This window comes from Mesorhizobium sp. M0808 (assembly GCF_040320025.1).
In the GTDB taxonomy this organism is placed as follows: domain Bacteria; phylum Pseudomonadota; class Alphaproteobacteria; order Rhizobiales; family Rhizobiaceae; genus Mesorhizobium.
Genome location: NZ_JAMYOX010000015.1, coordinates 1 through 15,416, shown reverse-complemented (window position 1 = coordinate 15,416; position 15,416 = coordinate 1). Strand labels below are relative to the sequence as shown.

Annotated in this window: 12 protein-coding genes; 8 read left to right on the top strand and 4 right to left on the bottom strand. The window is 63.5% G+C overall.

Annotated elements, in window-relative coordinates; translation table 11 throughout:
• Nucleotides 1-142 precede the first annotated feature (142 nt).
• From NKI25_RS18210 to NKI25_RS18190, 5 genes are read left to right on the top strand one after another with little or no spacing between them, the layout of a single operon-like run.
• Nucleotides 143-2,035 carry a SurA N-terminal domain-containing protein gene (locus NKI25_RS18210; protein WP_352593663.1) on the top strand — a complete coding sequence of 631 codons (1,893 nt, stop codon included), beginning with the start codon at nt 143-145 and terminating at the stop codon, nt 2,033-2,035.
• Nucleotides 2,032-3,042, top strand: a complete 1,011-nt coding sequence (gene trpD / locus NKI25_RS18205) for an anthranilate phosphoribosyltransferase (protein ID WP_023674955.1) — start codon at nt 2,032-2,034, stop codon at nt 3,040-3,042. The genes NKI25_RS18210 and trpD overlap by 4 nt, the downstream gene beginning before the upstream one ends.
• Nucleotides 3,043-3,046: 4 nt before the next feature.
• Nucleotides 3,047-3,859 (top strand): indole-3-glycerol phosphate synthase TrpC, encoded by an 813-nt coding sequence (gene trpC / locus NKI25_RS18200; RefSeq protein ID WP_023674954.1) that lies wholly within the window; start codon nt 3,047-3,049, stop codon nt 3,857-3,859.
• 2 nt (nt 3,860-3,861) lie between these two features.
• Entirely contained in the window at nt 3,862-4,368 is a 507-nt protein-coding gene (gene moaC / locus NKI25_RS18195) for a cyclic pyranopterin monophosphate synthase MoaC (protein ID WP_023674953.1), read from the top strand.
• Nucleotides 4,368-5,573, top strand: a complete 1,206-nt coding sequence (locus tag NKI25_RS18190; RefSeq protein WP_023674952.1) for a molybdopterin molybdotransferase MoeA — start codon at nt 4,368-4,370, stop codon at nt 5,571-5,573. The genes moaC and NKI25_RS18190 overlap by 1 nt, the downstream gene beginning before the upstream one ends.
• Nucleotides 5,574-5,580: 7 nt before the next feature.
• On the opposite strand, the gene NKI25_RS18185 is transcribed toward NKI25_RS18190, so the two are convergent.
• Together NKI25_RS18185 and kynU are read right to left on the bottom strand one after the other, a co-directional pair.
• Nucleotides 5,581-6,411 carry a hormone-sensitive lipase gene (locus NKI25_RS18185; protein ID WP_023674951.1) on the bottom strand — a complete coding sequence of 277 codons (831 nt, stop codon included), beginning with the start codon at nt 6,409-6,411 and terminating at the stop codon, nt 5,581-5,583.
• Between the two features lie 95 nt (nt 6,412-6,506).
• Nucleotides 6,507-7,754 (bottom strand): kynureninase, encoded by a 1,248-nt coding sequence (gene kynU, locus NKI25_RS18180; RefSeq protein WP_023674950.1) that lies wholly within the window; start codon nt 7,752-7,754, stop codon nt 6,507-6,509.
• A 448-nt stretch (nt 7,755-8,202) separates the two neighbouring features.
• Here kynU and lexA point away from each other — a divergent pair, with 448 nt between their 5' ends.
• The gene (lexA, locus tag NKI25_RS18175; protein ID WP_023674949.1) at nt 8,203-8,937 is read left to right on the top strand and encodes a transcriptional repressor LexA; all 735 of its coding nucleotides are present in this window, start codon (nt 8,203-8,205) and stop codon (nt 8,935-8,937) included.
• On the opposite strand, the gene NKI25_RS18170 is transcribed toward lexA, so the two are convergent.
• A complete protein-coding gene (locus NKI25_RS18170) occupies nt 8,931-11,396 on the bottom strand; it encodes a ComEC/Rec2 family competence protein (RefSeq protein ID WP_352998917.1) in 2,466 nt (821 codons plus the stop codon). The two genes, lexA and NKI25_RS18170, sit on opposite strands and share 7 nt — an antisense overlap.
• 96 nt (nt 11,397-11,492) lie before the next feature.
• Here NKI25_RS18170 and gltX point away from each other — a divergent pair, with 96 nt between their 5' ends.
• Complete coding sequence (gene gltX, locus NKI25_RS18165; RefSeq protein WP_023674947.1) at nt 11,493-12,914, top strand: glutamate--tRNA ligase; 1,422 nt, start codon at nt 11,493-11,495, stop codon at nt 12,912-12,914.
• Nucleotides 12,915-13,093: 179 nt separating this feature from the next.
• Nucleotides 13,094-14,422: a citrate synthase gene (gene gltA / locus NKI25_RS18160; RefSeq protein WP_023674946.1), complete on the top strand. Its 1,329-nt coding sequence runs from the start codon at nt 13,094-13,096 to the stop codon at nt 14,420-14,422.
• Nucleotides 14,423-14,514: 92 nt separating this feature from the next.
• Here the strand turns inward: gltA and NKI25_RS18155 are convergent.
• Nucleotides 14,515-15,416: lipid-A-disaccharide synthase (locus NKI25_RS18155; protein ID WP_352990898.1), on the bottom strand; the 902-nt coding region annotated here is incomplete at its 5' end.

The window sequence follows — 15,416 nt, the reverse complement described above, 5'->3', positions numbered from 1 at the left end:
GGGATTTGTTTCTCCGGGCAATTTCCAGCTGGCCCTCACTATCAAAATCAGGCCACAAAGCAATCGACAGTGGGCAGGAAGGGCGCTATTGCGCTTGTTTCAGACTCGGCGCATGCGAAATGCGCAAAAATCGGAAGTACACATGCTTGGTATGTTGAGAAGCGCGGCGGGGACCTGGGTCGCTAAACTGCTGCTGTCATTGTTGGTGTTGAGCTTCGCCGTCTGGGGCATCTCGGGCCGCCTGATGGGCGGTCTTGCCGGCCATGATGCCGTGATCACGGCCGGAGGCACCAAGGTCTCGATCAACGAATACCGCCTCGCCTACGATCGCCAGCTCAGCGTCATGTCGCAGCAATTCGGCCAGCGCATCAGCCGTGAGCAAGCGACGGCGCTCGGCATCGACAACCAGGTGCTGGCGCAACTCGTGTCGGGCGCCGTCCTCGACGAGCAGGCCCGCAAGCTCGGACTCGGCCTGTCAAAGGACCGGCTCGCCGAACTGACGCGTGAAGACCCGGCGTTCAAAGGGCCTGCCGGAAGCTTCGACAGGAGAACCTTCGAGTACCTGCTTCGGCAGATCGGCATGCGGCCGGAAGACTATTTGAAGAACCGCGCCCAGGTCGCGGTCCGCCAGCAGATCGTCGAGGCGGTTTCGGACGGCCTCAAGGCCCCGGATACATTCTTCAAGGCGGTCGCGCTCTATCGCGGCGAAGATCGCACCATCGACTACCTGACCTTGCCGAAATCGCTGGTCGAACCGATAGAAGCGCCGTCCGACAGCGCGCTTTCGGCCTATTTCGAGGAAAACAAGAAAACCTACGCCGCGCCCGAATACCGCAAGTTCTCCTATGTCAGGCTCGAACCGGAAGACATCATGGATTTGAGCGCGGTGACCGACCAACAGGTCAGCGACGACTACAATAAGAACAAGGCGCGCTACACCACGCCGGAGATGCGCACCATCGAGCAGCTTGTGTTCAAGACACCTGATGCCGCAAAGGCGGCGCTCGATTCGCTCAGGACCGGCGCGACCTTCGACAAGATCGTCGCTGCCGAAGGCAAGACGCCGGCCGACACGCTGCTCGGCACGCTGGCCAAGGACAAGATCGCCGACAAGGCGGTCGCCGATGCTGCCTTCAAACTAAACGTCAATGAGGTCAGCCCGGTCGTACAGGGCGCCTTTGGTCCCGTTCTGCTGCGCGTCACCGAGATCAAGCCCGAAGTGGTGAAGCCGCTGGCCGAAGTGTCCGAGCAGATCCGCAAGGACCTGGCACTGGGCGAGGCAAGCCGCATCTTGCTGGACGTGCACGACAATTACGAGGATACGCGCGCCTCGGGCAGTTCGCTCGCCGAGGCAGCCGCCAAATTGAAGCTGAAGGTCGTCACCATCGATGCCATCGACCGCACCGGCCAACGGCCGGATGGAAGCATCGTCAAAGACCTGCCGGAATCGCCGGCACTCATCAAGGCGGTGTTCGAATCCGAACCCGGAACCGACAATGAAGGCCTCACCACCGCCGATAACGGCTTCGTCTTCTACGACGTGAGCGCGATCACGCCTGCCCGCGACCGCACATTGGACGAAGTCCGCCAGAAGGTCGTGGCCGACTGGACCGCGGCGGAGACCACCAAACGGCTCACCGCAAAAGCACAAGAGCTCGAGAAGCGTCTCAAGGCCGGCGCCACGCTCGAGGTGATCACCGGTGAGCTCAAGCTCGAAAAGCAGACCAAGCGCGGCGTCAAGCGCGATGCTGACGACGTCGATTTCGGCAAGGAAGGGGCCGCCGCGATGTTCGGCGTCGGCGAAGGCGGCACCGGGCTGATCCCCTCACCTACGGGCGACGGACAGATCCTGTTCAAGGTTGCCGAGGTGTTCGAGCCTGCCGGGGCCGATGCCAGCTCAGTACCCGAGGACGCACAGAAGTCCTTCACCTCCGGCATGTCCGACGACCTGCTCGACCAGTTGGTGGCGCAGTTGCAGACGCAATATGACGTCCGCATCGATCAGACGGCCGTAACCCAAGCCCTGGCCAGATGAGCGCGCTGAAGATCCACATCGCCAAGGTCGCCGCCGGCAGCGCTCTTTCTTTCGAGGAGGCGCGCGAGGCCTTCGACATTATCATGTCGGGCGATGCTACCCCCGGCCAGATCGGCGGCTTCTTGATGGCATTGCGCGTGCGCGGTGAGACCGTCAGCGAGATCGCCGGCGCCGTCGCCACCATGCGCGCCAAGATGCTACGTGTCGAAGCCCCCGAGGGCGCCATCGACATTGTCGGCACCGGCGGCGACAATTCGCACAGCGTCAACATTTCGACCGCATCCGCTTTCGTCATCGCCGGCAGCGGCGTGCCCGTCGCCAAGCACGGCAATCGCGGACTGTCCTCGCTGACCGGCGCCGCCGATGTGCTGATCGCATTGGGCGTCAAGATCGACATCCCTCCGGAGACGATCGGCCGCTGCATCCACGAGGCCGGCGTCGGCTTCATGTTCGCGCCGGCGCATCACCCGGCGATGAAGCATGTCGGCCCGACCCGGGTCGAGCTCGGAACCCGCACCATCTTCAACCTGCTGGGCCCGCTTTCCAATCCGGCGAGTGTCAGACGGCAGATGGTCGGCGTGTTCCTGCCCGAATGGATCATGCCCGTGGCAGAAACGTTGAAGGAACTTGGTGCCGACCATGCCTGGATCGTCCATGGCGACGGCTATGACGAGATCACCACCACCGGCGAGACACTTGTCGCCGAACTGGCCGGCGGCGAGATCCGCAGCTTTACGCTGACCCCGGAAGCAGTCGGGCTGACGCGTCACACCAAGGACGAGTTGCGCGGCGGCGACGCCGCCCACAACGCCCAGGCACTGCGCGACATGCTGGGCGGCGCCGCCGGCGCCTTTCGCGATACGGTGCTGATGAATGCCGGCGCCGGGCTGGTGGTGGCCGGCAAAGCGACGACGCTTGCCGACGGCATGGTAACGGCGGCGCAGGCCATCGACAGCGGCCGCGCGCTGAAAGTGCTCGATAGGCTGATCGAGATTTCGAACGGTTAAAACCATGTCCGACATCCTGCGCAAGATCGAGGCTTACAAGCGCGACGAGATCACGGCGGCCAAGGCGCGCGTGCCGCTCGCCGAGATCAAGGCACGGGCGACTGATGCCGACGCGCCGCGCGGCTTTCTTTCCGCCCTTGAAGCAAAGCGCAAATCCGGCAGGTTCGCGCTGATTGCCGAAATCAAGAAGGCTAGCCCATCCAAAGGCCTGATCCGCGCCGATTTCGATCCGCCGACGCTGGCCAGTGCCTATGCGAAGGGCGGTGCCGTCTGCCTTTCGGTGCTGACCGACGCACCCTCCTTCCAAGGCGCGCCCGAATTCCTCACCACTGCGCGCGCTGCCGTCGAGCTGCCTGCATTGCGCAAGGATTTCCTGTTCGACCCCTATCAGGTCTACGAGGCCAGGGCATGGGGCGCCGATGCCATCCTGATCATCATGGCCAGCGTCGACGACGCGTTGGCAAGAGAACTCGAAGCGACAGCGTTCGGGCTCGGCATGGACGCGCTGGTCGAAGTGCATGACGAGGCTGAAATGGAACGCGCGCTGCAGCTGTCGTCGCGGCTGATCGGAATCAACAACCGCAATCTCCGGACCTTCGAAACCAGCCTACAGACCTCGGAGCGGCTGGTAGCGATGGTGCCGGCCGACCGCCATCTGGTCAGCGAGAGCGGTATCTTTTCGCACGACGATTGCCGCCGGCTGGAGCAGAGCGGCATTGCGACTTTCCTGGTCGGCGAGAGCCTGATGCGCCAGCAGGACGTGGCCGCGGCAACGCGCCTGCTGTTGACGGGCAAGGCGCCGGCAGAGGCCGTTTGAGGATGGCGGCCGCCCTCACCCATCTTGGCGCGCAGGGCGAAGCCAACATGGTCGATGTCGGCGACAAGGCTGAGACGGTGCGCACGGCAGTCGCAGAAGGTTTTGTCGCGATGCGGCCCGAGACGCTGGACATGATCCTCGCCGGCGACGCCAAGAAGGGCGACGTGCTGGGCACCGCGCGCATTGCCGGCATCATGGCGGCCAAGAAGACGCATGAACTGATCCCGCTTTGCCATCCGCTGCTGCTGACCAGGATATCTGTCGATATCGAGGCGGACGCCGCGCTGCCCGGCCTGAAGGTGACAGCATTGACCCGCGTCACCGGCAAGACCGGCGTTGAGATGGAGGCTCTGAGTGCCGTCTCGGTCGCTTGCCTGACCATCTACGACATGGCCAAGGCGGTCGACCGCGCCATGGTCATCTCCGGCATCAGGCTGGTTGAAAAGACCGGCGGCAAATCCGGCGACTATAAGGTCACCGGAGATCGGACCACCGGGGCCGGCCGATAATGGCGCTGGTCCCCGTTGCCGAGGCGCTCGAGCGCCTGCTGGATGGCGCAGCAGCGCTGCCGGGTGAACGCGTCGCACTGCTGGATGCCGCAGACCGCGTGTTGGCGGAGCCGGTCGTGGCGCTCCGCACCCAGCCGCCGTTCAATGCCTCCGCCATGGACGGCTATGCCGTGCGGGCCGCCGATATCGCGTCCATACCAGCAAAGCTTTCGGTGGTCGGCATGGCGCCAGCCGGACGCGGCTTTGCCGGGGTGGTGCAGCAAGGGCAAGCCGTACGCATCTTTACCGGCGCGCCGCTTCCCGAAGGCGCCGACACCATCGTCATCCAGGAGAACGTCCGCGACCACGGCGGCGGCAGCGTCGAAGTGACGGAGCCGACGGTGCAGGGGCGCAACATCCGCCGCCTCGGGCTCGATTTCGCCAAGGACGACGTCCTGCTGGGCGAGGGCCGCCTGCTCGATCCGGCGGCCTTGTCGCTGGCGGCATCGGCCAACCACCCCAAGGTCGGCGTGGTCAAGCGGCCGCTGGTCGCCATCATCGCCACCGGCGACGAATTGCTGCCGCCGGGCAGTGAGCTTGGCCCCGACCAGATCATCTCGTCAAACGCCTATGGCGTCGCCGCCGCCGCACAGTCGGTCGGCGCGCGCGCGCTCGATCTCGGCATTGCGCCGGACCGCAAGGAGGCGATCGCTGCGCTGGTGACAAAGGCGGTGAAGGCGGGCGCGAACGTCATCGTCACGCTGGGTGGTGCCTCGGTCGGAGACCACGACCTCGTTCATGACGTGCTGACCGGGGAAGGCATGGCTCTCGATTTCTGGAAGATCGCCATGCGGCCCGGCAAGCCGCTGATGTTCGGGCGGCTGGGCGACATCCGCTGCATCGGCCTGCCCGGCAATCCGGTGGCAAGCCTGGTCTGCACCCAGCTCTTCCTGAAGCCGTTGCTGGCGCAGCTCGGCGGCCGCGCCTTTCAGCAGGATATGCGTCGGGCGCGGCTCGGTACCGCCATGCCGGCCAATGATCTCAGGCAGGATTATGTGCGGGCTGTTGTCAGCACCAACGCCGGCGCGCTCGTGGCGACGCCGTTCGGCATCCAGGACTCCTCGATGCTGAAAATGCTGGCCGATGCCGACGGGCTGATCGTTCGCGCGCCGTTCGCTCCTGCCGCGGCGGCGGGCTCCCCCTGCGACGTGCTGATGCTACGCTGAACCTGCCTCACTCCGAAATCAAGGTCCGGGTCAGCGGATGGTCTGGATCGGCCAAACCGTCGATGATGTTGAAATGATGCCGGTCAGGTTCGACCACCGAGCTGGTCGCGGTACCCAGGCCGATCCAGATGTTGGCCAGCAACGCGCTCTGACGCAGGAATTCGGCGCGCTCGCCGCCGCCGGCCCAGCAGGTCAGGCGGGCCTTGTCCATCGGGCGCAGCAGCACCGGGCTTTCGGCCTGCGCCTCGGCCTCATCGATCGCGATCGTCTCGTTCATGCCGGTGCGCATGATCGGGCGCAAATCATGCACCCCCGAGATCGACACCACGTGACGAACGCGCCGGACCACTTCGGGCGCCAGCGGCGTCGTCGCCGTAACCATCCGGCTAACAAGATGGCCGCCGGCCGAGTGTCCGGTCAGCATCAGCGGCCCTGGGACCATCGCCGCCGCCTTGCCGATCGCCGCGCCGACTTCCTTGACGATGCCGCCAATGCGTATCTGCGGACAGAGCGTGTAGGACGGCATCGCCACCGCATAGCCGCGATCAACAGGGCCAGTGGCAAGATGCGACCAGAAATTTTTGTCGAATGCCATCCAGTAGCCGCCATGAACGAACACCACGAGTCCCTTGGGCTTGATGGCCGGCAGGAAAAGATCGAGCCGGTTGCGTGGGTTGTCGCCATAGGCCATGTCGAGCCGCGCCCTGCCCTCGGTCGAAAGCACGTCGCGGAAAACCCGCGCGGGCTCGATCCAGGCCGCCGGCCAGCGATCGCTGCCGGCTACGTTGGCGCCGTTGGCATAGGCGTTGTCCCAATCGGCAATGTGACGTTCGAACACCCTGCGCCCTCCCTGGCATATGGCCTTGCAACGTAGCCGTGAGCATCGCGCGGCGCGTCGTCGCCAGCCTCACGATTCCAGCTCTCGCATCAATCTCAAGTGACAGCCGCCTTGATGGCGAAGCGCGCTTCCTTCCACGCACCGGTGCGCAGGATGTCCTCAAGCACTTCGACGGCCTGCCAGACATCGGCATAGCCGACATAGAGCGGCGTAAAGCCGAAGCGCATGGTCGATGGCGCGCGAAAATCGCCGATCACGCCACGTTCGATCAGCGCGCGCATGATCTGGTAGCCATGCTCATGCATGAATGAAATCTGGCTGCCGCGTTTTTCCCCATCGCGCGTGCTCTCGAGCGTGAGCCCGTAAGTGCCGCACTTTGCCTCGACAAGCTCAATGAACAGATCCGCCAGCGCGATGCTCTTCTTGCGCACCGCCGTCATGTCGACATCGTTCCAGATGTCGAGCGCGCCCTTCAGCGTGCGCATCGACAGGACCGGCTGGGTGCCGCACAGAAACCGGCGGATGCCGGTGCCGGCCGCATAGCCTGGCTCGAAGGCGAAGGGCCGTGCATGGCCCCACCAGCCGGTGAGCGGCTGCTGGATGTCGGAAAGATGCCGCTCAGCCGCATAGATGAAGGCAGGCGCGCCCGGGCCGCCATTCAGATATTTGTAGGTGCAGCCAACGGCAAAATCGGCGTTTGCCTTGTCGAGCTCGACTGACATCGCGCCGGCGGTGTGGCAGAGATCCCAGACGATCATCGCCCCGGCTTCCTGAGCCCTGCGCGTCAGCGCCGGCATGTCGCGCAGTTCGCCCGACTTGTAGTTGACGTGGTTGACCAGCACCACGGCGGTGCGTTCGTCGATCAGCTCTTCGATGGTCGGCGCGTCGATCCCCGAGAGGCGCAGCAGCGTATCTTTTCGCGTCGAAACCACACCCTCAGCCATGTAGAGGTCCGTCGGAAAACTATCGCCCTCGGCGACGATGACCTGCCGCTCCGGTCGCATGGCCATGGCGGCGTGCAGCAGCTTGTAGATGTTGACCGATGTCGTGTCGCAGACCACCGTCTGGCCGGCCGCGGCACCGATCAGGCGCCCGAGCTGGTCGCCAAGTTCAAGCGGCATGTTGAACCAGCCGGCCGTGTTCCATGCGCGGATGAGATCATGCGACCATTCTTCGGTCGCGGCCTTGTGCAGTTCATCGAAAGCGGCACGTGAAGCAGCTCCTAGCGAATTGCCGTCGAGATAGATCACTCCTTGCGGCAACACGAAGCGGTCGCGCATCGCGCGCAGCGGATCTGCGGCATCCATCGCCTTTATGGCGGCGAGATCGGGAATTCCTGTCATGATGTGCCTGCTCCCCCCAAAAATTCAACGCAACGCCGGACACGCATCGACTGTTCTTCCATCACCTGGTTGCGCGCAGCAAGGCTCCACCGGCGAGAAGCAGCCTGACCAGGCGACTGGAAACCAGGAGTTAACCCGAGGTTGGCGTTTTGAGTTCGTTTCGTTCACGGTGCATTGACCGAACCGCGCAGTCGATACGGGTTCAATTCCGTGCCCTTTGCCGACCGACGGCCGATGTCAGTGCTGCCTTCTGGGAAGCCAGAAGGCGCAAACGAAAGCAGAATCAAGGGGATGACGCTCGCGACGGTGAAAATGCGGCATTCCGGTAGGGGCGTGGTTTGTTTCCCAAGCCTTAACGCATTCATTAAACTTTAAACAGTTGCGGAACACAACTGGAACAGATAGTGTTTGTTCTGGGTTTGTTTTTCTGATTCTGTTGGGGGTCGCTATGCTGACACGCAAACAACACGAACTGCTTATGTTCATCCACGAAAGGTTGAAGGAAAGCGGTATTCCGCCCTCCTTCGACGAGATGAAGGAGGCGCTCGACCTGGCTTCCAAATCGGGAATCCATCGGCTGATTACGGCGCTGGAGGAGCGCGGCTTCATTCGCCGTTTGCCCAACCGGGCCCGTGCGCTGGAGGTGCTGCGCCTGCCTGACTCGATCGCCCCCGGCCTCAATGCGGCACGCAAGTTCTCGCCGAGTGTCATCCAGGGTAGTCTTGGGCAAGGCGCCCCTCGGCAGGGCAAGCCGACATCGTCGCGCGTCCCTGCAGCCGGCAATGACGACGATGTCGTCGCCGCCGTTTCGATCCCGGTGATGGGCCGCATCGCCGCCGGTGTGCCGATCGACGCCATCCAGCACCAGACGCATTCGATTTCGGTGCCGCCGGATATGATCATGGGCGGCGAGCATTATGCGCTCGAGGTCAAAGGCGATTCGATGATCGAGGCCGGCATTTTCGACGGCGACACGGTGATCATCCGCAATGCCGATACGGCGAGCCCCGGTGAGATCGTGGTGGCACTGGTCGACGAGGAGGAAGCGACGCTGAAGCGGTTCCGCCGCAAGGGCGCCTCGATCGCCCTGGAAGCCGCCAATCCGGCCTACGAGACGCGCATCTTCGGACCAGACAGGGTCAAGGTGCAGGGCAAGCTCGTCGGACTGATCCGCCGCTACTGAGCTCCGCCCTTGGCGCCGGCTTTGGGGTTGTCGGCCCTGCGGTATGGCGGCAGGCCCCGTGCCGCGCGTGAAAATTTCCGCTGCACGTGCCAGGGCCGGTATGATTTTTCGACCGCGAAACGGATTTCGGCGCGCGTTGCCGCTTGTGGATCGAAGTAGACGGCGGCACTTCCCGCGCGCGCCAGTTGCCGTTTGGTGACGACGAGGACCAGTCGGTCGTAGTAGCAGGGGTTATGGGCGGTGGCGTCGTCGATGACGATCAAGCTGGCAAAGGCGCAGGCTGGCCGCGCAGTATCGCGGTCCTTGGCTTGCGCGATGATCGCGCCGGATGGATGCCTGGCAAGGCAGAGGCCGTCCGTGCAAATGAACGGCATGCCCGGCGGTAGGTCGGCCGGATCGGCAATGTCGAATTGCGGGTCGTTCTTTCCAGGTGTTTCCGGCGCGACGATAGCCTCTGATGTGAGCGCGCGTTTCCAGTTGTCGATGGTGAACTCATTCGGGCGTGCCCGGTTGACCGCGAGTTCACCGCTGCCGATCGGCAGCGCGACCAGCCGTGCGTCCTCCGAGACCAATACGTCGGGTATGCGTGTCTGCGTTGTCGTCAGCAAGCCGGCGAGCGCAAAAGGAAGTGCCGCCAGCCGCAACCAGGTCGTCGCCATGCTGGCAATGACGAGGGCGATCGTCACCAGAAGGACGGATCTCAGCGAAATCAGCCCGACCGCATCGATCGGCGAGCGCTCCGAGATCCACCCGGACAGGGCGATCATCGCCGTCAGCCCCTTGCCCATGACATAGAGGAAAGGGCCATCCGCACCGAACGGCATCGCCAGCGCGCTGAGAACGGCGAAGGGCATGACGACCAGTGAGACGATGGGCATGATGGCCAGATTGGCGAACAGGCTGAGCGGCGCCACGCGCTGGAAATGCCATATGGCGAAAAGCGCCGTGGCGCTCCCTGCAATGATCGAGGTCATCGCCAGACCGCACATGCCCAGCAGGACCTTTCGAGTGGCAAAGCGTAGCGGCGACAGCCGCGGCAGCGGCGTGGTGGCCCTGCCGGCGCGGTAATCGGACCAGCCTGCATAGGCGCCGACAAGGGCCGCCGTCGCGGCGAAGGACATCTGGAAACTCGGACCGACCACCTCGTGCGGCGACACCAGGATGACCGCGATGGCCGAGATCGCCAGGTTGCGCATGGTGAGCGCGGCCCGGTCGAACAGCACGGCGATAAGCATCACCGCCAGCATGATGAAGCTGCGTTCGGCCGCCACGACAATGCCGGAAAAGACGAGGTAGGCCGCAATCGAAAAAAGCGCGGCGGCCGCGGCATATTTCTTGACCGGCCGTCGCGATGAGAAATCGGGAAACAGCGCAAAGGCACCCCGCAGCAGCGCCATGATGGTGCCGGCGACCAACGCCATATGCAGCCCCGAGATGGAGATGATGTGGTAGATGCCGGTGCGCCGCATCGCTTCGTTGATCTCCTCGGGAATGCCGGCGCGCACGCCGACGATCAGCGCAGCAGCAATCTCGCCCTCGGCACCGCCGATGCGGCTGCGGATATGGTCGGCGATAGATTCGCGCGCGTCTTCGATCGCGGAAGAAAGCTGCGCGCCAAGCGGCATGCTGCCCGACGACACGACTTTCGGATTGCCGAGAAAAAAGCCGCTGCCGCCGATACCGGCGAAATAGCTGTCGAAGGAGAAATCATAGCTGTCGGGCCGCACCGGGCCGGTCGGCGGCGGCAGCCGCACATAGCCGGTGATCTCGGAACCGGCGGTCAGCTCAGCCGGTATCTTCATCGCCGAAACGCGGACCCGTTCCGGCATGTAGCGCAGTGTCGGCCTGGCGGTTGAGGTCACATCGATTGTCAGCCTGATGCGGCCGCTCGCCATGGGCTCGTACGATACGACGCGACCCGTCAGCCGCGTCGAGATTTCGGAACCGAGCATATGCGTTCCGACACGCCATGTCTCGAACTTGGCGGCAAGTACGCCAAGCGCGCAGAGCAGCGCCACCATGAAGCACAGGCGCGTCCTGGGCCATGACCGCGAGACGACGGCACAAAGGGCCGCGAGGAGCGCGATTGCGATCGGCTGTGGAAAGGCCGGCTCCACCGACAGCCCGAAATATACGACCACCCCGCATGCGAGGAACACCGGCACCAGCAGGAAGGCGATGCCGCGGTCGAGTTCCAGGCCGGCTGCCGAGGTTACGCTGTTGCGGATACGGGACGGTGACGGGAGGCGGAAACGCCTGGGCAGGCGTACGATGGGCTCGCCCGCGGGCACGAGAACCGTTGCTGGGTCGCTGGCCGGCAGCGACGGAGCATCGAAGCGCGGAGCGGGTAGCAATGCCGGTGCCGGCAGGACAGGCGGGGGTGCGGCAAACAGCAAGCGTTCGCTGACGCCGCTGCCAACGTCCTCGCCCTCGCCCGCACCACGGCCTCGCACAGCCATCGGGTCTGCCCCTTGCGCCCTCGACCTCCTATGCTACATGAACGCGCGACGCGCGAAAGTCCGCAAACCCACTTCCTTCGCCCGCCTGAGAGTTCCATGCCCGATAAGGTCGTCACCCGTTTTGCCCCCTCGCCCACCGGCTATCTGCACATTGGCGGCGCGCGCACGGCGCTGTTCAACTGGCTGTATGCCAAGCACACAGGCGGCACGATGCTGCTGCGCATCGAGGACACCGACCGCGAGCGCTCCACCGATGCGGCAAGCGCGGCCATTCTCGACGGGCTTTCCTGGCTTGGCCTGACATGGGACGGCGAGCCGGTGTCGCAATTCGAGCGTGCGCCGCGCCATCGCGAGGTGGCCGAGGAGCTCGTTCGTATGGGCAAGGCCTATTATTGTTATGCGACGCCTGCCGAACTAGAGGCAATGCGCGAGAGCGCACGCGCCAAGGGGCTGCCTCCCCGCTATGATGGACGCTGGCGCGACCGCGACCCGTCGGAGGCGCCGCCCGGCGCCAAGGGGGCGATCCGCATCAAGGCGCCGACAGACGGCGAGACGGTGGTGCATGACCGCGTCCAGGGCGACGTGCGCTTTCCCAACAAGGATCTCGACGATTTCATTATTCTGCGCTCGGACGGCAATCCCACCTACATGCATGCCGTCGTCGTCGACGATCACGACATGGGCATCACCCACATCATCCGCGGCGACGATCATTTGACCAACGCCGCACGCCAGACCGTAATCTATCAGGCCATGGGCTGGGAGGTGCCATCGATGTCGCATATCCCGCTGATCCACGGTGCCGACGGCGCCAAGCTGTCGAAGCGGCACGGTGCGCTTGGCGTCGAAGCCTATCGCGCCATGGGCTACCTGCCGGATGCGCTGCTCAACTATCTGGCGAGGCTTGGCTGGAGCCACGGCGACGATGAGATCATGTCGATCGCCGACATGATTGCATGGTTCGACATTGGCGACGTCAACAAGGGCGCCGCCCGTTTCGACTTCGCCAAGCTCGAGGCGCTTAACGGCGTGCATATGCGCCGGATGAACGACGCGGCGCTGCTCGACATCTTCATCGCCACTCTGCCGTATCTTGAAGGCGGCCCGGCAATCGCCGCGCGCCTCGACGACAGACGCAGGGCGCAACTGCTTGCCGCTTTGCCGGGCCTGAAGGAGCGCGCCAAGACGCTGGTCGAACTTGTTGAAGGGGCTGCATTCCTTTTCGTCGAGCGGCCGCTGCCGGTCGACGAAAAGGCGGCGGCGCTGCTCAGCGGTGAGGCGCGCACGATCCTGCGGGGCGCTCATGCGGCACTAGCCACGGTTTCGGAGTGGTCTGCCGCCTCAGCCGAAGCCGCGATCCGCGACTATGCGCAGGCCGCCGGCCATAAACTCGGCGCCGTGGCCCAACCTTTGCGCGCCGCGCTCACCGGCAAAAGTACCTCGCCAGGTGTCTTTGATGTGCTTGCCGTGCTTGGCCGCGAGGAAAGCCTGGCGCGGATCGCTGATCAAATCGATTAGCAAACTGGCCCAAGAAGATTGGCATTGAAAGGTGTGTTTCGCAGTGCAACATTGGGTCTTGGCCTAATCTGCCGCGCAGATTCAATTGCGGGCGCAAATGTGCGTATTCCGATGCTTTTGACGTGTTGGGTTCAGATATTTTGCCTTTGCCGGCCTGAGGAAACAAAAAGGAGTTTGCTATGACCGAACCTGCGACAAAAATGGAATTTGGCGGCAAAACCCAGGCATCGACGGCCAAGCTGGAACTCGGCGGCAAAACCCATGAATTCAAGATACGAAGTGGTTCGGTAGGACCTGACGTCATCGACATCGGTTCGCTCTACAACACCGCCGGCGTCTTTACCTACGATCCCGGTTTTACGTCGACGGCGAGCTGCGAATCGGAAATCACCTTCATCGATGGCGATGCCGGCATTCTTTTGCACCGCGGCTACCCGATCGACCAATTGGCCGAGCACGGCGACTTCCTCGAAGTCTGCTATCTCTTGCTCTATGGTGAACTACCGACCAAGGCGCAGAAGGACGATTTCGACTACCGGGTGACGCGCCACACCATGGTGCATGAGCAGATGTCGCGCTTTTTCACCGGCTTCCGCCGTGATGCGCATCCGATGGCGGTGATGTGCGGCGTGGTCGGCGCGCTGTCGGCCTTCTATCACGATTCCACCGATATCTCGGACCCCTATCAACGCATGGTCGCGTCAATGCGGCTGATCGCCAAGATGCCGACGATCGCGGCGATGGCCTATAAATACCACATCGGCCAGCCATTCATTTACCCGAAGAACGAGCTGAATTTCGCAGCCAATTTCCTGCATATGTGCTTCGCCGTGCCTTGCGAGGAATACAAGATCAATCCGGTGCTGGCCCGCGCGATGGAGCGCATCTTCATCCTGCACGCCGATCACGAACAGAACGCCTCGACTTCGACCGTCCGCCTGGCCGGCTCGTCGGGCGCCAATCCTTTTGCCTGTATCGCTGCCGGCATCGCCTGCCTGTGGGGTCCCGCACATGGCGGCGCCAACGAGGCAGCCCTGAACATGCTGGGCGAGATCGGTCATGTCGATCACATCCCGGAATTCATTGCGCGCGCCAAGGATAAGAACGATCCGTTCCGATTGATGGGATTTGGCCACCGCGTTTACAAGAATTACGATCCGCGCGCCAAGATCATGCAGAAGACCGCGCACGAGGTCCTGGGCGAGCTCGGCATCAAGGACGATCCACTGCTCGACATCGCCATGGAGCTGGAAAGGATCGCACTGACCGATTCCTATTTCATCGAGAAGAAGCTCTATCCGAACGTCGATTTCTATTCCGGCATCACGCTGAAGGCGCTGGGCTTTCCCACCACCATGTTCACCGTGCTGTTCGCGGTCGCCCGCACCGTCGGCTGGATCGCGCAGTGGAAGGAGATGATCGAGGACCCGCACCAGAAGATCGGTCGCCCGCGCCAGCTCTATACCGGCGCGCCGGAACGGGACTACGTGCCAATCGCGAAGCGGTGAAGGTGGTGAATGGTGAATGGTGAATGGGAGTAGCGAAGCGTCGCTCCCTGTCCATAGAAACCACTATTCACAATTCACTATTCACAATTCACTCACTTCCTCACCATCCCCATCACCACACCCGCGGCTATCTCGCCTGACGGCTCGTCGGTTGCCATACGCCTGGCGATTTCGGCAAAACCGTCCTTCTGCCAGGTGCGGTAGGCGGTATCGGAGAACAGCGCTTCCAACTGCCGCGCCAGATAATGCGGCCGCACATATTGATTGTAGTGTTCCGGCACAACCGGCCGGTCGGCAATGAGATTGGGCAAGGCTGCGCTCCATACTTTGATCAGCGGCTGCGCCATGCGCATGACCGGATCGAGCCGGTAGCAGGAGATCATCGGCACACTCGCCAGTGCCAGTTCCAGCGATACTGTCCCCGATGCGATCAGCGCCGCATCGGCCTTGCCGAAGGCCTGCCATTTGCGTTCGGCATCGAGTATGATCTCCGGCTTCTCGTCCCAGCTCGCGACCGAGGTCCTGACCAGGTCGGCGACGTGCGGCACCGTCGGCAACAGCAGGCGCAAGCGGTGCCCGCGCGCCCGCAGGATCGACACCGTCTCGCCGAACGGCCCGACCATGCGTCGCACCTCACCACGACGCGAACCAGGCAGTACAAGCAACGTTTTGACGTGATCTGCGGACAGGTCACGCGGCTGCGCCTGCGCCCTGGCGGCACTGATTATGCCCGGATCGTGTGCAAGGCGATGCCCGACATAGGTGCCGGGCGGCCCGCCCAGGCGAGCGAGTTCCTTCACCTCGAACGGCAGGACGCAAAGAATGTGATCGACATATGGCTTCATCGCCGCCGCCCTGCCCGGCCGCCACGCCCACACGCTCGGGCAGACATAGTGGACGATCGGGATAGTCGGATCGGCGGCACGCACCTTCTTGGCGACGCGCAGCGAGAAATCCGGACTGTCGATGGTGATAAGGCAATCGGGCTTTTCAC

Coding starts and splice junctions, on each gene's coding strand:
- NKI25_RS18210 (WP_352593663.1), top strand. CDS start 143: ATGCTTGGTATGTTGAGAAGCGCGGCGGGGACCTGGGTCGCTAAACTG.
- trpD (WP_023674955.1), top strand. CDS start 2,032: ATGAGCGCGCTGAAGATCCACATCGCCAAGGTCGCCGCCGGCAGCGCT.
- trpC (WP_023674954.1), top strand. CDS start 3,047: ATGTCCGACATCCTGCGCAAGATCGAGGCTTACAAGCGCGACGAGATC.
- moaC (WP_023674953.1), top strand. CDS start 3,862: ATGGCGGCCGCCCTCACCCATCTTGGCGCGCAGGGCGAAGCCAACATG.
- NKI25_RS18190 (WP_023674952.1), top strand. CDS start 4,368: ATGGCGCTGGTCCCCGTTGCCGAGGCGCTCGAGCGCCTGCTGGATGGC.
- kynU (WP_023674950.1), bottom strand. CDS start 7,754: ATGACAGGAATTCCCGATCTCGCCGCCATAAAGGCGATGGATGCCGCA.
- lexA (WP_023674949.1), top strand. CDS start 8,203: ATGCTGACACGCAAACAACACGAACTGCTTATGTTCATCCACGAAAGG.
- NKI25_RS18170 (WP_352998917.1), bottom strand. CDS start 11,396: ATGGCTGTGCGAGGCCGTGGTGCGGGCGAGGGCGAGGACGTTGGCAGC.
- gltX (WP_023674947.1), top strand. CDS start 11,493: ATGCCCGATAAGGTCGTCACCCGTTTTGCCCCCTCGCCCACCGGCTAT.
- gltA (WP_023674946.1), top strand. CDS start 13,094: ATGACCGAACCTGCGACAAAAATGGAATTTGGCGGCAAAACCCAGGCA.